The organism is Flavobacterium lacustre (assembly GCF_027474525.2).
Lineage (GTDB): Bacteria > Bacteroidota > Bacteroidia > Flavobacteriales > Flavobacteriaceae > Flavobacterium > Flavobacterium lacustre.
The window spans coordinates 2,003,092-2,022,788 of the sequence record NZ_CP114882.2; the positions used below are offsets into that span (position 1 = coordinate 2,003,092).

A 19,697-nucleotide genomic window follows, 5' to 3' on the forward strand; every position below is an offset into this window, starting at 1 on the left:
ATTATAGCAGTTTTTCATTTAGATATTTTCCTGTAACCGATTCTTTTATTTTTACAATTTGTTCAGGAGTTCCTACGGCCAATAATTTACCACCATTTTCTCCGCCTTCAGGACCTAAATCAATAATCCAATCCGCACATTTTATAAGATCAAGATTATGTTCTATAACTAATATAGAATGTCCTTTTTCTATCAAAGCATCAAAAGAAGCTAATAGTTTCTTAATGTCGTGAAAATGTAATCCTGTTGTAGGTTCGTCAAATACAAAAAGTGCTTTGTCTTTTGTGGTGCCTTTTACTAAGAATGAAGCTAATTTAATACGTTGCGCCTCACCTCCGGAAAGTGTTGATGAAGATTGTCCTAATTGTACATAACCCAATCCTACATCTTGTAACGGCTGTAATTTCTGGGTAATCTTGTTCTGTTTGGTATCTTTAAAAAATTGTATCGAATCATCGATAGTCATGGTCAGAATGTCATGGATATTTTTTCCTTCAAAGTTTATCTCAAGGACTTCTTTCTTAAAACGTTTTCCATTACAGGTTTCGCACGGCAATTGAACATCAGCCATGAAAACCATTTCTACATTTATAGCGCCTTCTCCTTTACAGGTTTCGCATCGGCCGCCATCAACATTAAATGAAAAATGTTTGGCTTGGTAGCCTCTTATTTTTGATAATTTTTCTTTGGCATACAATTCTCGTATATCGTCATATGCTTTAATGTATGTTACCGGATTAGAGCGGGAACTTCGGCCAATTGGATTTTGATCAACGTATTCAATATGTTTTATTTGCGAAAAAGAACCGGTCATTTCTGTAAATTGTCCTGCTTTCTCCCCGGCATTTTCGAGTTTTTTCTGCATGGCAGGAAACAAGATTTTCTTAACTAATGTGCTTTTACCACTTCCGGAAACTCCAGTAATTACGGTTAAAACATCTAATGGGAAAGTAACATCTATATTTTGCAGATTATTTTCCCGAGCACCTTTTATTTCAATAAAATTCTTGAAAGGTCTGCGTTTTTTTGGAACCGAAATTTCTAAAGCGCCATTCAAATATTGCGCAGTTAGCGAAGTAGATTTTAGAATTTCGTCAAATGTGCCTTGAGCTACTAAATTTCCGCCTAAAGTTCCTGCTTCTGGACCAATATCGATAATCATATCGGCTGCTTTCATGATGTCTTCGTCATGTTCAACAACAATAACGGTATTGCCTAAATCACGTAGCGAAAGCAATACTTTTATCAACCGTTCGGTGTCTTTTGGGTGTAAACCAATACTTGGTTCATCCAGAATGTACATCGAGCCAACTAAACTGCTTCCCAGAGAAGTTGCTAAATTGATTCGCTGTGATTCTCCACCGGAAAGTGTTGAAGAATTTCGGTTTAAAGTCAGATAATCTAAGCCAACTTCGGTCAAAAAGGACAAACGGTTGTTGATTTCTACCAACAATCGTTTGGCTATTTGTTTTTCGTAAACATCTAAATCAATATTTTCGAAAAAGCTAACTAAATGTTTTATTGGCAAATCGACTAAATCAGAAACTGTTTTCGAATTGATTTTCACGTAGGAAGCTTCAATTCTAAGGCGTTTGCCTTTACACGAATAACATTTAGTTTTACCGCGGTAACGGGAAAGCATTACTCGATTTTGTATTTTATAATTCTTTTCTTCCAGTTCTTTGAAAAAATCATTTAAACCTTGAAAATATTCATTTCCGGTCCAAATTAATTCTTTTTGTTTTTCGGATAATTGAAAATAAGGTTTGTGAATAGGGAAATCAAATTTATAGGCGTTATTTACCAATTCGTCTCGGAACCAGCTCATACTGTCACCTCGCCAAGGAAAAATAGCGTTTTCAAAGATGGATAAAGTGGTATTGGGAACCACTAATTCGGCATCAATTCCTATTATATTTCCGTAACCTTCGCAAACCGGACACGCGCCATATGGATTATTAAAACTGAATAAATGTACGTTTGGTTCTAAAAAGGTAATACCGTCTAATTCGAAATTATTAGAATACGAATATTTTTTGTTGGAGTTTAATTCTTTCAGGTAACAGATTCCTTTTCCTTCAAAAAAAGCAGTTTGAACCGCATCAGCAAGGCGATTGTAAAATTCTTCTTCGTCTTTAACGACAATTCGGTCAATAATAAGGAATAGTTCTTTATTGGCCAATGAAGCCGGTAAATCGTCTAAGCGAACCATTTCATTATCAACCAAAATTCTTGCAAAACCTTGTTGAAGCAACACTTTTAATTTGTCTTCAAGTTTTCGACCTTCTTCTAAATTAATAGGAGCCAAAAGCAGCCATTTGCTGTCAATTTCAAAGCTTTTTACATCAGAAACCACATCGGTAACGGTGTTTTTTTTAACTTCTTGTCCTGAAATTGGCGAAAAAGTTCTTCCGATTCTGGCAAATAATAACTTTAAATAATCATAAATCTCTGTTGAAGTTCCAACTGTTGAGCGCGCATTTGTAGTATTTACTTTTTGTTCAATGGCGATTGCAGGAGCAATACCTTTGATGTACTCTACTTTTGGTTTATCCAATCTTCCAAGAAATTGTCGGGCATAGGATGACAAGCTTTCTACATAACGGCGTTGTCCTTCGGCATATAAAGTATCGAATGCTAAACTTGATTTACCCGAACCCGAAAGTCCTGTAATAACCACTAGTTTATTTCGAGGAATCGCTACATCTACATTTTTTAAATTATGTACCTGAGCGCCTTTGATAATAATGTTTTTCTTTGGATCTAATTTGGAAAATTCAACTTGCATAAAAAGGATTGATTTATGCAAAAGTAATCATTTTTAAGGAGGAATATGGAGGTGAACAAGTCACAAATTTTTGAGGATAAAAGCATTTTTGATAGAATAAGAAGTAATAAATAACTATTTTTAGATTGTATAGTTAAAATATATTTTTTCCTTAAAAAAAATCCGTTTTTAATTTTAGTTTTACAATAAATTAATACCAATTTATAAATGAAAAACAATTTCTATATTCTACTGTTATTGATGTATTCTTCTGTTTTTTCTCAAGAATTACCTCCAATTGTAAAATATGCATCAACAACATATGCAGCAGGAAATCAAAATTGGATGATTTCTCAGGATCAAAATCATTATGTTTTTTTTGCTAATAATGAAGGTTTACTGGAGTTTAACGGTTCAAATTGGGAGCTTTATCCTTCGCCTAATGAAACCATTATTCGTTCTGTAAAAGTAATTGGAAACAGGATTTATACCGGTTGTTATATGGAATTTGGTTTCTGGACCAGACAAACGAACGGTAAACTAAAATATACTTCACTCAGCAAAACCATTAAGAATAAAATTCTCGATGATGAACAATTTTGGAATGTCTTAAAATATGACCAATTTGTAATTTTTCAATCGTTGAATAGAATTTACATTTACGATACTAAAACAAAACATTTTAGAATAATTGCGCCCAGTAATAACATTATAAAGTCATTCAGGACTAATAATTCTATTTATTTTCAAACCATAAATGAAGGTCTTTATGAAATTGAAAGTGGCCGAGGCACCTTGATTTCTAATCATCCGATATTGAAAACGAACCGGATTGTGAATGTTTTTTCTATTGATGAAGGCCTTTTGATTCAAACGCAGCTAAATGGTTTTTATAAATTAATAGCTGGGAATTTGACTTCGTTTTCTACCGAAGCAGATTTGGATTTGACGGCCACAAGTGTGTATAGCAGTCAACAACTTTCGGATGGAAGTTTAGCGATAGGAACGGTTTCGAATGGTATTTTTATTTTGACCAAAGAAGGCAAAATGATGTACCATATTTCTCAAAATAAAGGATTGAGTAATAATACCGCTTTGTCGCTGTTTGAAGATGTGGATAAAAATCTTTGGGTTGGTTTAGATAATGGTATAAACTGTATCAATCTTCAGTCGCCTATTAAGAATTTTGTTGATGATACAGGCATTTTAGGAACGGTTTACACCTCAAAGTTGTTCAAAGGGAAGTTGTATATTGGTACAAATCAAGGGTTGTTTTATAAAAATTACCAGAGCAATGAATCGTTTAAATTCATTAGCGGGACAAAAGGTCAAGTTTGGTCTTTATTTGAATTTGACGGCACTCTTTTTTGTGGTCATGATTCGGGAACTTTTATTATTGAAGATGCCAGTGCCAAGAATATTTTTCCAATGTCCGGAACATGGAAATTTGAGACCGTTCCACATCGCAATGATCTTTTGCTTCAAGGCAATTATTATGGGATATCAGTTTTGGTAAAAATAAATAACCAGTGGGTTTTTAGAAATAAAATCTCAGGTTTTGATTATTCGTCCCGATATTTTGAAATTACAAACGCACTTGAAGTATATGTAAGTCATGAATATAAAGGGGTTTTCCGGTTGCAACTGGATGCTAAATTGCTTAAAACTAAACCGTTTTATACGTATCAATCGCCTACAAAAGGGAAAAATGCAAGTTTGACTAAATTCAACAACACGATTTATTACGCTTATAAAGAAGGTATTTTTAGTTTGAATACTAAAACAAAGCAATTTGAAAAAGACAAACTCTTGAGTTCTGTTTTTGAAAAGGATGAATATACTTCCGGAAAATTGATTGTAGATAATTCAAATAAAATATGGTTGTTTTCAAAAAATTATATTCATTATTTCTCCTTAAGTAAATTGAGCAATCAGTTAAAACAGAATGTGATTCCTATTCCGGCTTCGTTGACTAACTCTATGCTGGGTTTTGAGAATGTTACTCAAATCTCAAATTTTGATTATCTGATAGGGACAACAGACGGTTATTATATATTGAATATTAATGATTTGAGTTTTAAAAATTATAATGTTTATATTTCAAATGTTTCCATAAATAGACTGAATGAAAGTTTTATAAATTCGTCTATTCAAGGAGAAGGGAAATTTAGTCATGACGAAAATAATATCACATTCAATTATACGGTTCCTGAATTCAATAAATACATCAATGCGGAATACCAATATTCATTAGAAGGACTTCAAGACGAATGGAGCGAATGGAGTGCTAAACCAACTGTTAGTTTCAAGAATTTGTCACCAGGAGATTATGTCTTTAAAGTACGTGCAAAATTTGCTAATTCTTCATTAGATAATACTGCGGTTTATTCCTTTACTATTCTAAAGCCATGGTACAGCACTAATTTAGCACTTTTTCTTTATTTAGTTTTAGTACTTATTTTGGCGCGATTCATCCATAAAACATATAAAGAATATTACCAAAAACAAAAAGAGAAATTGATTGAAGAAAATAATCTTTTGTTAGAAATTAAAGAATTAGAAAACGAACAGGAATTAATGCGAATACAAAACAGACAGCTCCATCAAGATGTTGATACAATGAACAGGGAATTGGCGGTTTCAACCATGAGTTTGAACAGTAAAAATGAATTACTTGCTTTTATCAAAGAAGATCTTAAAAAGACTTCGGAAGATGGTAATAAAAGCATTAAGTCTGTTATTACAACAATCAATAAAAATATAACCGAGGAAGATTCTTGGAATGTATTCAAAGAAGCCTTTGATAATGCTGATAAAGATTTTTTGAAAAAGATTAAATTGGCGCATCCCTCTTTAACTCCGAATGATTTGAGACTTTGTGCTTACCTCAGATTAAACCTTTCGTCTAAAGAAGTGGCACCTTTACTCAATATATCTGTACGAAGCGTTGAAATAAAAAGATATCGTTTGCGTAAAAAAATCAACTTAACACACGAACAAGGATTAGTTGAGTATATCATGGCTGTATAGTCACACTATATTTTGTAATTAATAACTATACATTACCACAACAATACCGTTATTGTTGTGGTTTTTTTGAATTTGAAAAAAAACAACATTCTTAAATTCTTCTTAAATTTCAGTCAGTTTTAAACTATAAAAAAATAAACCTCACTTTTTTTGTATTGTATGTTTTTTGTTGTGGTTCTTTTTAAGAAAATATTAGTTCTTCCATCTAATTTTATCATTCACAAAAAACATAAATTATGAAGTCAAATTATCTATTAATTATTTTTCTGCTACTGTCTACTTTTGGATTTGCCCAAAGTTATGACATTAGTGGAGTGGTAAAAGAAACAACTTCAGGCTTACCAATACCTGGAGTAAATATTCAAATCAAAAACGCCCCTAAAAGTACGGTAACTGATTTTGATGGGAATTTCACCTTAAAAGGAGTATCATCTGGTACTACGGTGGTGTTCTCGTATGTGGGATATAAAAATTTTGAATATAAAGTGACAGACACTAAAACAGATCTTAGTATTTCTTTACAAGAGGACTCTAAGCAATTAGATGAAGTTGTAATTATTGGTTATGGTAGCCAGAAAAAAAGAGAAGTTACAGGTGCTGTTTCTGTAGTTGATACTAAAACATTAGAGATTCTGAAACCTGTAAAAATTGAACAAGCTTTACAAGGTACAGTTTCGGGTGTCAATGTGACTACAACTTCGGGTTCTCCGGGTGCCGCATTAGATATTCGTATTCGTGGTATTGCAACAAATGGTGATAACAGACCATTAACAATTATTGATGGATATGTTGGTGAATTGGGTTTATTAAACCCGAATGATGTGGAGTCAATTACCGTTTTGAAAGATGCTCAGGCAGCAATTTACGGTTCTACTGGAGCCAATGGTGTTATATTGATTACCACAAAAATGGGAAAAAAGAATGCAAAAGCAAAAATTTCGTTTAACTCCTATACCGGTTTTCAAGAAACATCCAGAAAACTTTCAACATTAGACGCGACTGAATATGCTTTATTATTAAATGAAAGTTATGCTAACGGGGGTAAATCACTTCCTTTTCCGGTTGTATCAGGTTTAGGCAAAGGAACAAATTGGCAGAATGAAATTTTTAGTAAAAGTGTGCCAATAATTAGTCATGATTTATCTTTTACTGGAGGTTCAGACAAAGTTACTTATGCGGTCAGCGGTTCTCACTTAGACCAAGAAGGAATTGTTGGTGAAGCAAAATCCGGGTTTTTACGAAATACAGCCAGAATCTCTTTGGGTGCTGATATTTCAGACAGATTAAAACTGAAAACAAATGTTATTTATACTTATTTCAACAGAAAAACATTACCTGAAGGAGGTAACGCATCTGTGGTAATGAATGCAGTTAATGCTCCAAGTACTCTTAGTCCGTATAATGCTAATGGTGATTATACACTTTTTCCATTATCAGGATTAGGGAATGAAATGATTAACCCGTTAGCACAAACTGCAAACAGTTATAATGATTATAATTTCAAAAAACTTAGTGGAAATTTCGGATTCGATTATAAATTGTTTAAAGGTTTTGTTGTTACCAGTACACTTGGTTTCAATACTTCGAATAGTGAATCTAAAAGTTTTGCAAAAATTTTGAATTATGGCGGAAAAGTTTTTGATGTAACACGAAGTTCTGTTTCACAGAGTGCTGTAAATAATAATGATTACTCTTTTGATATTTATGGAACATACACCAAGAAATTTGGTGATAATCATAATCTGGTTGCTACAATTGGAAATACTATTTTTAAAGAATATGGGAACGGATTGTTTGCCACAGGTTTTGATGTACCAAATAATTCTTGGGAATTTGCAGATATTTCATTAACAAAAGGCGCTCCAGCTGCAGGTATAATTCCGGTAGGTTCTTATGTTTTTGACGAGAGAAAACTTTCTTATTTTGGTAGAGTACAGTATGATTTTAAAGGAAAATACCTTTTATCAGCGATGTTAAGACGCGATTCATCAACAAAATTTGGACCTGGAAATAAAGTGGGTTATTTTCCCTCTTTTACAGCAGGTTGGGTAATTTCTGATGAAGGATTTTACGGAGAATCTAAACTAGTTAATTTCATGAAATTAAGGGCCAGTTACGGTACTTTAGGAAACGACAGAATCGGTAATAATGGTTATATTTCACAGTTGAGCGGAGAAGCGACTTATGTTTTTGACGGCGCTTTAGTCAATGGAGTAGCGACAGGACAGATTCCTAATCCGGATTTAAAATGGGAAGAAGCTAAAAAATTCGATGTTGGTTTAGATTTGAAATTATTCAATAATAATGTTAATATTATTGCTGATTATTTTATTGACACAAGAGCTGATTTATTAATAATAAATATTCCTACTTCAGGGATAAATGGTACTGGAGCTCCGGGTGCAAGTTCACCAACAGTAAACGGAGGAACAGTTAGAAACTCCGGATTTGAATTTTCAGTAGATTATAAAAACAAGTTTTCGGAAAATTTTTCTATGAGTGTGGGGTATAACGTGACTCTTCTTAAAAATGAAACTTTAAGTACAAATGGAGTGCCATTCATACCTGGAGGTTCGTTTGGAATTTCTCAACTTCCACCAGCAAGAATGGAAGTTGGTTTACCGATAGGATATTTCTACGGGTATAAAACGGATGGAATTTTTCAAAACCAAGCCGAAGTTGAAGCGCATCCTTCTCAAATAGCTTTGGGTGCAGGAGCAGCTCCTGGTGATATTCGTTTTGTAGACACAAACGGAGATGGTGTGATAAATGTTAATGATAAAACGAACATTGGAGATCCAATTCCAGCAGCAACAATGGGCTTTAATTTACAATTTAACTATAAAGCACTTGATTTTTCTATGTACACTTTTGCGTCAGTAGGAAATGATATGGTTCGTAATTACGAAAGTATTTATGATGATGCGAATCATTTAGATTATGTTTTAGACAGATGGACAGGCGAAGGAACAAGTAATTCCGTTCCAAGAGTCACAACTGCTGCTACTACTAACAAAGTTTTTTCTGATTATTTTGTTGAAGATGCCTCTTACATAAGAATTCAGAACATTCAATTAGGATATACACTTAATTCGAATATTGCTGAGAAAATCGGGATATCAAAATTCAGATTGTACACAGGAGTAAATAATCTGTACACTTTCACAAAATATAGAGGCTTCGATCCTGGAGCTTCTAATGGAGCCCCTATTGGCGGAGGAATCGATGATGGTTTTTACCCAATTCCAAGAACCTACATGATAGGCTTAAACATTAATTTTTAATTTGTATTAAAATGAAAAAGTATATATATATTACGTTAGCAACCTTAACAATGGTTTCTGCCCTGACGGTTTCTTGTAGTGATGATTTTGTAGATCGTCCTATAGAATATTCGATTGACTCCGAAAATTATTTTAATTCAAAATCAGAATATGATAATGCATTGATAGGAGCTTATGATTTATTACAGTCTACTTTTATTAATGTTTTGATGGGGGAAATCGCCTCAGATAATACATTATGTGGTGGAAACAGTCCAACAGACGTTCCTGGATACCAACAAGTGGATGATATGATTCACACTCCTGTAAATGCAAATCTAAAACAATTATGGGATTGGATGTTTGCAGGTGTCCAAAGAGCAAATTACATTCTTGAGTTTAAAGACAAAACAGATTTTGTCGGTAAAAACCAAGTAATTGCTGAAGCTCGTTTTTTGAGAGCTTACTATCATTTTGAATTAGTGAAATGGTTTGGAGGAATTCCTATGAATGGAGATAAAAGATTCAGTCCTGGTGATGAAAAAACAATACCACGTTCTTCAGCCGAAGAAGTATATGCTTCTATCGAAGCGGATTTAATTTTTGCATCTGAAAATTTATCAGCTACACCATCACAAGCGGGTAGAGCTACAAAAGGAGCTGCTTTGGCTCTTTTGGGAAAAGCGTATTTGTATCAAGACAAATTTACTTTGGCGGCTACAACTTTTGAAAGTTTGATTTCAAATTCTCCTTATTCTTTAGTTACGGATTATGATACCATTTTTGAAATGGCTGGAGAAAACGGACCAGAATCTGTTTTTGAAATTCAATATACCGATGTTGAAGGGGGTGATTATGGGAACTTACAATATTTAGAAGGAAATGTAGCTGTAGGTTTTAATGGACCAAATTCTTATGTAGGTCCTTTCTTTACTTCAGGTAATAATTTTAATCTTCCAACGCAAAAAATAGTTGATGCATTTGAAGCTGGAGATAATAGAGAAGCTGTTGCTATTTTAGACATGACTGCATGGATAGCTGCTAATCCTGGGACTAGTTACACCAAACAAAATGAGGATACCGGTTATTTTAACAGAAAATACATTCCTAGAATAAGAAGTGCCAATGCCGCACTGGATTTAAAATTAACGAATCCAAATAATTATAGAGCCATTCGTTATGCAGATGTGCTTTTGATGGCAGCAGAAGCTTTTAACCGAAGCGGATTAGATGACACAAAAGCCAGAGGATACTTGAATCAAGTTCGCCGTCGTGCTTTTGGAGACACAAACCATGATGTCTCAGCTTCTGGAGCAGCATTGACAGATTTTATTTGGGCCGAAAGAAGAGTAGAATTAGTAGGCGAAGGACATCGTTTCTTTGATTTAGTTCGAACTGGTAAAGCAGCTCAGGAAATTGATGGATTTACAGCTGGGAAAAATGAATTATTCCCTATTCCAATTGAGGAAATTCAATTTGCAAACGGAAATTGGGCACAAAACCCTGGATATTAAAAAATAGTATTATGAAAAAATTAAAATTAATAATAAGCCTTTTTGTTTTAACAATTTTTATAGGTTGTTCGGATGAAAATAGTGATATCAATTTGGATGCGATAGGTGCTCCAACAAATATTTCTGCTTTGACTACAGTTACTCAGGATAATTCCGGAAATGTTACCTTTTTGCCTCGTGGCGAAGGAGTTACCCGATATGAAATATATTTTGGAGATGGAACTGCAGCACCAGCTGAGGTAAATCCGGGAGGTACAACTTCACATGTTTATACAGAAGGAGTGTATCAGGCAAAAATTGTAGGGATAACATTAAACGGCAAAAGAACAGAAGTTACCCAAGAAGTAGTTGTTTCTTTTAGAGCACCGGAAAATTTAGAAGTGGTTATCACAAACGACTTGGCGGTTTCTAAAAAAGTAACTGTTACAGCAACTGCTGATTTTGCTTTGTTTTACGATGTCTATTTTGGTGAGGCTGGTAATCCAGATCCTATTTCAGTCAACAATGGAGAATCGGTATCTTATATTTATCAAGAGCCGGGAGTATATACGATTCGAGTGGTTTCAAAAAGTGCTGCAATTGCAACTACAGAACATGTAGAGGATTTTACAGTAACTCTTGTTAATAAACCCAATACATCAGCTTCAACGCCACCGAACAGGCAAGCGGCAGATGTGATTTCTATATTTAGTTCAAAATACACCGATGTTGCAGGTACAAATTACTTTCCGGATTGGGGACAAGCAGGGCAAGGTAGTAGCTGGGCAGAATTTGATTTAAACGGAGATAAAATGTTGAATTATATCAACCTGAGTTATCAAGGAATTGCTTTGGCAGATAATACTTCTGTAAATGTTTCTGGTATGGAATATCTTCACATGGATGTTTGGACCGCTGATTTAGCAAAAATTGAAACTTCTTTAATCAGTAAAACCAATGGAGAAAAACCGGTTGTAAAAGATCTTGTTGCTAATCAATGGACAAGTATTGATATTCCAATTTCTGCATTTACAAGTCAAGGAATGACTGTTGCTGATATTTTTCAATTAAAATTTGTTGGAACTCCTTGGGCTGGCGGTAGTGTTTTTGTAGATAATATTTATTTCTATAAAACACCTTCACAATTAATTGCATTACCAATTGATCTTGAATCTGCTACTTTAACATATACATGGACTGGTTTTGGAAATGCTACTTTCGGAGCTATTCCTGCTACTGTGATTACAAATCCGGACAAATCTGGATTAAATCTATCTAACAAAGTACTTAAAATTGAAAAAACCTCAGGAGCACAAGTATGGGCCGGAGCCAGTTTGAATTTAGAATCTACTATTGATTTTACAAAAGGGACAAAAGTAAAAGTTATGGTTTGGTCTCCAAAAGTAGGTGCTAAAATACTATACAAAATGGAAGTGTCAACATCTCCAAAAGATGGAAACGGGAATCCAACTGTTTTTGTAGAGGTTGAAGCCACGACAACTGTTGCTAATGCATGGCAAGAAGTAACATTTGATCTTACGAGCTCAGGTACTTTCAATACAGCTAAATTGTATGACAGAGTGATATTATTTCCAGATTTTGGAGTAAATGGTTCAGGCGCAATCTATTACTTTGATGATATTAAACAATCCAACTAAATAAACGGAACATGAAAAAAATAATTATAAATATAGTATCTATTTTTGCACTTCTGTTGATGGTCAATTGTCAGGAAGATAATTTTTCTTTTGGGTCAATAGACGCACCGACAAACCTTGAAGTGACAGCAGAAATAGTGGGGAAAACAGTAGATTTTCCTGATGGTGATGGTTCTGGTAAAATTAAATTTACCAGCTCGGCGGATAATGCTATTTCGTACAAGTACATTTTTTCTGATGGTACTTCCGAAAATGCACCAAGCGGTATTTTAGAGAAACGATTTACTAAACCGGGGGTGAATACCTATACAGTTACCGTAATGGCCTCAGGCAGAGGAGGTATTACTACTAATACTACGCTTGAAGTTACCGTGTTAAGTAATTTTACAGATGATGAAGCGGTACAGCTTTTAACAGGAGGAACTTCAAAAAAATGGTATTGGTCAGCTTCTGAACGAGGACATTTAGGAGTTGGTCCTAATAATAATGATATTGCAACAAACTACTATGCTAACTATTACCAAGCTGGTGCTTTTGAAAAAGCAGGTTCGCCAAATAGCAGTTGTTTGTATGACAATGAATTGACATTTTCATTAAGTGGAGATCAATTGAAATTTAATTTAGATAATGGTGGAAGAACTTTTTTCAATGCTGCATTTCTTAGTGTTGGTGGAGGTTCAGGCGGAGAAGATCTTTGTCTTGATTATGCAACTACTGGAGAAAAAACTGTTACACTGAGTCCATCAGAATCTGTAATTATGACTAATCCAGAACATTTGACACAAACAAGAGGAACGATGTTGAACATAGCTGACGGTGGTTTCATGGGATATTATATCGGTCAAAGTTCTTATGAAATATTATCTATTACAGCCAATCGTATGGTAGTAAGAGCAGTTATGGGTGGTAATCCGGCTTTAGCTTGGTATCATATTTTTACAACAACACCTCCAAATCAAACTCCGGAAACCGATTATACTACTTTAGCTTGGTCTGATGAGTTTAATGTTGACGGTGCACCAGATCCTACAAAATGGGGATATGACCTTGGCGCAGGAGGTTGGGGTAACAGTGAAGCTCAAACTTATACCAATAGTTCAAACAATGTAATTGTTCAAGGTGGAAGTTTAAAAATCACGGCTAAAAAAGAGGGTTCAGGATATACTTCGGCGAGATTAAAATCGGAAGGTAAATATGATTTCACATATGGTAAAATAGAATTTAAAGCTAAATTACCTGTTGGTGGAGGAACTTGGCCAGCTATTTGGTCTTTAGGAAGTGATTATGCTACCAATACTTGGCCAGGTTGTGGAGAAATAGATTTTATGGAACATAGAGGGAATACATCAAATGTTATTCATGGTTCACTTCATTATCCTGGACATTCCGGAGGTAACGCTAGTACATCAACGCTAACAATTGCAAATGCGTCAACTGAATTTCATGTGTATAAAACGATTTGGAGTCCTACATCTGTTAAGTTTTATGTAGACGATGTATTGTATCATTCATTTGCAAATAACAACACAGTACCATTCAACAAAGATTTCTTTTTAATTATGAATGTAGCCATGGGAGGAACTTTTGGAGGGACTATAGATCCTGCTTTTATAGAATCCTCAATGGAAGTTGATTATATACGAGTATATCAATAAAGATTAATTATAAACTCAATAAAAATTAGGAGGTCGGTTCTTACCGGCCTTTTAGTTTATATTGCATAAAAAAATGAGACAAATGAAACATAAGTTCGTCTTTACATCATTCGCGATAACGGCTGTTTTAATTGCCGGTTGTAGCAATAAAATAATAAAATCGTCTATTTCTTACTCCAAAGTAAATGTTTTGGAGACTAAGGTTGATTCTGTTTTGAAGCTTATGACTTTAGAAGAAAAAGTGGGACAGCTCAATCAGTATAACGGATTTTGGGAAATTACCGGTCCAACACCCAAAGAAGGTCAAGCCGCCAAAAAATACGAAGACCTGAAAAAAGGTTTAGTAGGATCAATGCTAAATGTAAAAGGTGTTAAAGACGTGACGGCATTACAGAAAATTGCTGTAGAGCAAACGCGATTGGGAATTCCTTTAATTTTTGGTTTTGATGTTATTCATGGCTATAAAACGATAAGCCCTATTCCGTTAGCCGAAGCCGCAAGTTGGGATTTGGAAGCAATAAAAAAATCAGCAGCTATAGCCGCCGAAGAAGCTTCATCTGTAGGACTCAATTGGACTTTTGCTCCAATGGTTGATATTTCAAGAGATGCCCGTTGGGGACGCGTGATGGAAGGTGCTGGAGAAGATACTTATTTAGGAAGTAAAATTGCAGTAGCCCGTGTTCAAGGGTTTCAAGGAGATTTAAGTTCTAATAAAAATATTTTGGCTTGTGCCAAACATTTTGCAGGCTACGCTTTTGCAGAATCGGGTAGAGATTACAATACTGTAGATGTGAGTGAAACCACTTTGCAAAACATTATTTTTCCTCCTTTTAAAGCTACAGTTGATGCCGGAGTGCGAACCTTTATGAATTCTTTCAACGAATTAAACGGAATTCCTGCAACAGGAAATTCCTATTTGCAAAGAGAAGTTTTAAAAGGCGATTGGAAATTTGATGGTTTTGTAGTTTCAGATTGGGGTTCTATTAACGAAATGATTTCTCACGGGTATGCAAAAGACAGCAAACATGCAGCAGAAATTGCGCTTAACGCCGGTTCAGACATGGATATGGAATCGAGTGCATATGTTGAGCATTTAGTTGCATTGGTCAACGAAGGAAAAGTAAAAGAAAGTCTAATTGATGATGCTGCAAGAAGAATTCTTAAAGTAAAATTTGAATTGGGTTTATTTGATAATCCTTATAAATACTGTGATGAAAACCGTGAAAAAGAAACTGTAGGCAGTCCTGCTATTCAAGAAGGGGTTTTGGACATGGCTAAAAAATCAATTGTTTTATTAAAAAATCAAAATGATTTGCTTCCTCTGAAAAAATCTGGGCAAAAAATAGCTGTTATCGGCGCATTGGCAAACGATAAAACCAGTCCATTAGGAAGCTGGAGAATCGCAGCCGATGACAATACTGCCGTTTCGGTTCTGGAGGGATTAGAAAACTATAAAGGAAATCAACTTAATTATGCAAAAGGAGCTGATGTTTCGGTTGGAAGAACACAATTTATTTGGGAAACAAAAATCAATACAACCGATAAATCAGGATTTGAAGAAGCGATAGCTATAGCCAAACAAGCTGATATAGTTGTGATGGTTTTGGGAGAACATGGTTTGCAATCCGGAGAAGGCAGAAGTAGATCGGATATTGGTTTGCCTGGAGTACAACAAGAATTATTGGAAGCGATTTTCAAAGTCAATCCTAATGTAGTTTTAGTTTTAAACAACGGACGTCCACTTGCAATTCCTTGGGCTGACGAACACATTCCGGCTATTGTAGAAGCTTGGCAGTTAGGCACACAAAGTGGTAATGCCATTGCGCAAGTTTTGTATGGAGATTATAATCCAAGCGGAAAACTTCCGATGACTTTTCCAAGAAATGTTGGTCAAGTACCTATTTATTACAATTATAAAAATACAGGAAGACCGGTAATGAATGAACCTGACAGTGTTTTCTGGTCGCATTATATTGATGAAAAAAACACGCCTTTATATCCTTTCGGTTACGGATTGAGTTACTCTAAATTTGAGTATTCAGATATGCAATTGACCTCGAATTCATTTGCTAAAAACGGAAAAATAGAAGTTTCAGTAAACATAAAAAATACTGGAAAAGTAACAGGGAAAGAAGTCGTTCAAATGTACATAAGAGATCTAATAGGTAGTACAACAAGACCTGTAAAAGAGTTGAAAGGATTTGAAATGATTGAATTAAATCCCAATGAAACCAAAAAAGTAGTATTTTTAATTGATGAAAAAACAATTCAATATTTTACGGCTAATGCAAAATGGGAATCGGAACCTGGCGATTTTAAAGTCTTTATAGGCGGAAGTTCTGCAAAAACGTTAGAAAGAGATTTTCAATATTTTAACTAATTCAAAATGAAAAAAGTATTAATTCTGTTATTCATAGGAAACTTTTGCTTGGCGCAACAAACCAAAAGAAAATTGGTTTGGGAAGAAAATTTTAATGAACCGGTTCTAAATGAATCTGTTTGGAATTTTGAATTAGGTGACGGATGTCCTAATTTGTGTGGCTGGGGTAATAACGAACGACAAGTGTACACCACCAAAAATCATGAGATTAAAAATGGTAATCTGATTATTCATGCAAAAAAAGAAGGGAATAGCTATACTTCAACCAAAATAACTACAAAAGATAAAAAAATCTTCCAATATGGCAGAATGGAAGCCCGAGCAAAACTGCCGGTTGGACATGGAATTTGGCCTGCCTTTTGGATGCTGGGACAAAACATAAGTCAAGTGGGATGGCCAAAATCTGGTGAAATAGATATTTTAGAATATATAGGGAGAGAGCCGCATATGATTTTTACCACTTTGCATACTCAAGACAGCCACGGAAATTCCATCAATACCAAAAAAACAAGTTTTCCAAATATTGAAGAAGGTTTTCATGTTTTCGCTTTAGATTGGACCAAAGATAAAATGGATTTTTTTGTTGATGATGTATTAGTTTACACTTTTCAGCCGGAGATAAAAAATGAGAATACTTGGCCTTTTGACAAACCGTTTTATTTTATTCTAAATGTAGCCATTGGAGGTAATTTTGGTGGGCCAGCAGTTGATGACACAATATTGCCACAAGATTTTATAGTAGATTATATTAAAGTATATCAATAAAATAAGTTTGGACTAAAAAAGATGGAAAGGAATTTTAAAACACAAAATTCTTTTCCATTTTTTTTAAATAAATAGATTTCTTACAGTTATTTTTCACCCTAATTTTTATTTTTTTTAATGGAACAGTAAGCTTATTCTTTTGTTTTTAAGTAACTTTTGTTAAAATTTATTAATTTTATTTGCTTCTTAGGATAAATATTTGTTAAATTTGAGCACTTAACTAACCAAAACTATAAATAGCCTATACTACAAAACTACTTTTTAGAAAAAATCGTCACCAATTTTTAAACTAGACTAAAAAGTATACTTATGGCTACTATTCAACTTACAGACGCTTTGCTGGTACAAGATTATGTCGCAGGCAATGAAAACGCTTTGGCTGTATTAATAAAAAGACACGAATCCAAAATTTACGGATTTATATACTCTAAAATTTCTGATAGAGACATTTCAAATGATATTTTTCAAGACACTTTCATTAAAGTAATTAAAACTTTAAAGTCAAGTTCTTATAATGAAGAAGGTAAATTCTTACCTTGGGTTATGCGTATTTCGCACAATCTTATTGTAGATCATTACAGAAAAACAAAAAAAATGCCCATGTTTCGGGAAACCGAGGAATTTTCTATTTTTTCCATCATGTCAGATGATTCACTTTCAATAGAAAACAAAATTATTTCAGAACAAGTCGAAGTCGATTTGAAAAAGTTGATTGAAGAACTTCCTGCAGATCAAAAAGAGGTTTTAATGATGCGAATGTATCAGGATATGAGTTTTAAAGAAATTTCTGAAATAACAGGAGTAAGTATCAATACCGCTTTAGGCCGAATGCGTTACGCTTTAATGAATATGAGAAAAGTAATCGATAAACACCAAATTATTTTAACGAATTAATACTATTTTGATAACATACACGTTATATTATAAATTCTAACAGTATTTATGATATGGCAAAAATTTACTCAAAAAAAACAGTAGTTAGCAATAATAATCTGAAACCCAAAAAAGAAGTTGTTTCTTTTTTATTAAGTTATTCAAAAGCATTAAGCGTAATAAAAATAAACAATACCAGTTTCGAAATTATAGCAAATTAAAAATATTCTGCAATCTTGCAAATGTTTAAAAATTAGAAAAAACAAGTTTCCAATTTCAAGTTTGTTGTGCTAAATTCCACTATTTTATAGTATATAAATAGTGGAATTTACTATTTTACAACACAATTATTTCTTGATATAATCGTCCAAAACTGACTTTCTGCCAATCGTTTTGGTGATAATATCCTTATCTAAATCCCAGCCACGAGCAGGCGAATATTCCCTTCCGTACCAAATAATCTGTAAGTGCAAATCATTCCATATTTCCTCCGGAAAAAGGCGTTTAGCATCTCTCTCAGTTTGAACCACATTTTTTCCATTAGTCAAATTCCATCGGTACATCAAGCGGTGAATATGAGTATCCACAGGAAAAGCCGGAACACCAAAAGCTTGTGACATCACAACACTCGCCGTTTTATGACCCACAGCCGGTAATTCCTCTAAATCCTCAAAACTTTGCGGCACTTTACCGCCATGTTTATCAATCAAAATATGTGATAAACCATGAATTCCTTTCGATTTCATGGGCGATAAACCACAAGGGCGAATGATTTCTTTAATTTCTTCCACCGACATTTTTATCATATCATACGGATTATCCGCTTTGGCAAAAAGCAAGGGCGTAATCTGATTCACGCGCACATCCGTACATTGAGCCGATAGTAAAACCGCAATCAACAACGTATAAGGATCCTTATGATCCAGCGGAATAGGAATCGTAGGATATAATTCTTTTAACGTATTTATAACAAACGTTACACGTTCCTGTTTATTCATTATTCATTAAATTTGATTAGTAAAGAAAAACAATTTCAATCGCAATCGCAATCAAAACTCTAAATTCTAAAATTATTTGGGCCTAATCCAGCTTTCCGTTACAACTCCTCATTTTTACCGCTTTTTTTCTAAGCAATCGCAAGAGCTTCCTTTGGTCGCTTTGTCATTGCAAGAAAAAATAGCCTTAAAAATTCCGGGGTTTTCACTGCTATCTGGGGCAAAAACCAAAACCTAACACCCAACACCTGAAAATCAACACCTGAAACCCAACACCTAACAACTAAAATAAAAACTATGACACCATTAAAAAAAGGAGATAAAGCACCCCATTTTTCAAGTCTGGACCAAGACGGAAAACAACATCAACTAGAAGATTACAGAGGAAAAAAACTAGTTGTTTTCTTTTATCCAAAAGCCAACACACCAGGATGTACCGCCGAAGCATGTGATTTAAGAGACAATTTCGAACGATTTCAAGCCAATAATTACGCGCTTTTAGGCGTAAGTGCCGATAGTCAAAAAGCACAAGCCAAGTTCAAAGACAAATACGAATTCCCTTTTCCATTGCTCGCCGATGAGGATAAGTCTGTAATTCAGGCTTTTGGAGTTTGGGGACCAAAAAAATTCATGGGCAAAGAATATGACGGTATTCACAGAACTACATTTGTAATCGACGAAAACGGAATTATCGATGAGGTTATCTCCGATGTAAAAACCAAAGCGCATGCAGCCCAAATATTAAAGTAAATTCAGAAAACAAATTAGTCTGAATTTTTTGAATCAAAAAAGCCAAGAAAGTAAATTATCTTTCTTGG

Annotated in this window: 12 protein-coding genes; 10 read left to right on the forward strand and 2 right to left on the reverse strand. The window is 34.2% G+C overall.

Annotated elements, in window-relative coordinates:
• Nucleotide 1 precedes the first annotated feature (1 nt).
• Nucleotides 2–2,788, reverse strand: coding sequence for an excinuclease ABC subunit UvrA (gene uvrA / locus O6P34_RS08735; RefSeq protein WP_269684128.1), 2,787 nt, complete (start codon nucleotides 2,786–2,788; stop codon nucleotides 2–4).
• 207 nt (nucleotides 2,789–2,995) lie between these two features.
• On the opposite strand from uvrA, the gene O6P34_RS08740 reads away from it, so the two are divergent.
• The 9 genes from O6P34_RS08740 (at nucleotide 2,996) to O6P34_RS08780 (ending at nucleotide 18,105) form a co-directional block, all read left to right on the forward strand.
• The gene (locus O6P34_RS08740; RefSeq protein ID WP_269684129.1) at nucleotides 2,996–5,797 is read left to right on the forward strand and encodes a helix-turn-helix and ligand-binding sensor domain-containing protein; all 2,802 of its coding nucleotides are present in this window, start codon (nucleotides 2,996–2,998) and stop codon (nucleotides 5,795–5,797) included.
• Between the two features lie 236 nt (nucleotides 5,798–6,033).
• Nucleotides 6,034–9,081, forward strand: coding sequence for a SusC/RagA family TonB-linked outer membrane protein (locus O6P34_RS08745; protein WP_269684130.1), 3,048 nt, complete (start codon nucleotides 6,034–6,036; stop codon nucleotides 9,079–9,081).
• An 11-nt stretch (nucleotides 9,082–9,092) separates the two neighbouring features.
• Complete coding sequence (locus O6P34_RS08750; protein WP_269684131.1) at nucleotides 9,093–10,574, forward strand: RagB/SusD family nutrient uptake outer membrane protein; 1,482 nt, start codon at nucleotides 9,093–9,095, stop codon at nucleotides 10,572–10,574.
• A gap of 11 nt (nucleotides 10,575–10,585) precedes the next feature.
• A complete protein-coding gene (locus tag O6P34_RS08755) occupies nucleotides 10,586–12,211 on the forward strand; it encodes a hypothetical protein (protein WP_269684132.1) in 1,626 nt (541 codons plus the stop codon).
• An 11-nt stretch (nucleotides 12,212–12,222) separates the two neighbouring features.
• Nucleotides 12,223–13,866 (forward strand): family 16 glycosylhydrolase, encoded by a 1,644-nt coding sequence (locus O6P34_RS08760; RefSeq protein WP_269684133.1) that lies wholly within the window; start codon nucleotides 12,223–12,225, stop codon nucleotides 13,864–13,866.
• 73 nt (nucleotides 13,867–13,939) lie between these two features.
• A complete protein-coding gene (gene bglX, locus O6P34_RS08765) occupies nucleotides 13,940–16,246 on the forward strand; it encodes a beta-glucosidase BglX (protein ID WP_432419573.1) in 2,307 nt (768 codons plus the stop codon).
• Nucleotides 16,247–16,252: 6 nt separating this feature from the next.
• A complete protein-coding gene (locus O6P34_RS08770; RefSeq protein ID WP_269684135.1) occupies nucleotides 16,253–17,011 on the forward strand; it encodes a glycoside hydrolase family 16 protein in 759 nt (252 codons plus the stop codon).
• 309 nt (nucleotides 17,012–17,320) lie between these two features.
• The gene (locus O6P34_RS08775) at nucleotides 17,321–17,905 is read left to right on the forward strand and encodes an RNA polymerase sigma factor (protein ID WP_269684136.1); all 585 of its coding nucleotides are present in this window, start codon (nucleotides 17,321–17,323) and stop codon (nucleotides 17,903–17,905) included.
• Between the two features lie 53 nt (nucleotides 17,906–17,958).
• Nucleotides 17,959–18,105: a hypothetical protein gene (locus O6P34_RS08780; RefSeq protein ID WP_269684137.1), complete on the forward strand. Its 147-nt coding sequence runs from the start codon at nucleotides 17,959–17,961 to the stop codon at nucleotides 18,103–18,105.
• 126 nt (nucleotides 18,106–18,231) lie between these two features.
• On the opposite strand, the gene O6P34_RS08785 is transcribed toward O6P34_RS08780, so the two are convergent.
• Entirely contained in the window at nucleotides 18,232–18,882 is a 651-nt protein-coding gene (locus O6P34_RS08785) for an endonuclease III domain-containing protein (protein WP_269684138.1), read from the reverse strand.
• Nucleotides 18,883–19,176: 294 nt separating this feature from the next.
• Here O6P34_RS08785 and bcp point away from each other — a divergent pair, with 294 nt between their 5' ends.
• Nucleotides 19,177–19,629 carry a thioredoxin-dependent thiol peroxidase gene (bcp, locus tag O6P34_RS08790; RefSeq protein ID WP_269684139.1) on the forward strand — a complete coding sequence of 151 codons (453 nt, stop codon included), beginning with the start codon at nucleotides 19,177–19,179 and terminating at the stop codon, nucleotides 19,627–19,629.
• The last annotated feature ends 68 nt before the right edge of the window (nucleotides 19,630–19,697 follow it).

What these genes read in the sequence shown, in the direction of transcription:
- uvrA (WP_269684128.1), bottom strand. Translation starts at nt 2,788, where the DNA reads ATGCAAGTTGAATTTTCCAAATTAGATCCAAAGAAAAACATTATTATC.
- O6P34_RS08740 (WP_269684129.1), top strand. Translation starts at nt 2,996, where the DNA reads ATGAAAAACAATTTCTATATTCTACTGTTATTGATGTATTCTTCTGTT.
- O6P34_RS08745 (WP_269684130.1), top strand. Translation starts at nt 6,034, where the DNA reads ATGAAGTCAAATTATCTATTAATTATTTTTCTGCTACTGTCTACTTTT.
- O6P34_RS08750 (WP_269684131.1), top strand. Translation starts at nt 9,093, where the DNA reads ATGAAAAAGTATATATATATTACGTTAGCAACCTTAACAATGGTTTCT.
- O6P34_RS08755 (WP_269684132.1), top strand. Translation starts at nt 10,586, where the DNA reads ATGAAAAAATTAAAATTAATAATAAGCCTTTTTGTTTTAACAATTTTT.
- O6P34_RS08760 (WP_269684133.1), top strand. Translation starts at nt 12,223, where the DNA reads ATGAAAAAAATAATTATAAATATAGTATCTATTTTTGCACTTCTGTTG.
- bglX (WP_432419573.1), top strand. Translation starts at nt 13,940, where the DNA reads ATGAGACAAATGAAACATAAGTTCGTCTTTACATCATTCGCGATAACG.
- O6P34_RS08770 (WP_269684135.1), top strand. Translation starts at nt 16,253, where the DNA reads ATGAAAAAAGTATTAATTCTGTTATTCATAGGAAACTTTTGCTTGGCG.
- O6P34_RS08775 (WP_269684136.1), top strand. Translation starts at nt 17,321, where the DNA reads ATGGCTACTATTCAACTTACAGACGCTTTGCTGGTACAAGATTATGTC.
- O6P34_RS08780 (WP_269684137.1), top strand. Translation starts at nt 17,959, where the DNA reads ATGGCAAAAATTTACTCAAAAAAAACAGTAGTTAGCAATAATAATCTG.
- O6P34_RS08785 (WP_269684138.1), bottom strand. Translation starts at nt 18,882, where the DNA reads ATGAATAAACAGGAACGTGTAACGTTTGTTATAAATACGTTAAAAGAA.
- bcp (WP_269684139.1), top strand. Translation starts at nt 19,177, where the DNA reads ATGACACCATTAAAAAAAGGAGATAAAGCACCCCATTTTTCAAGTCTG.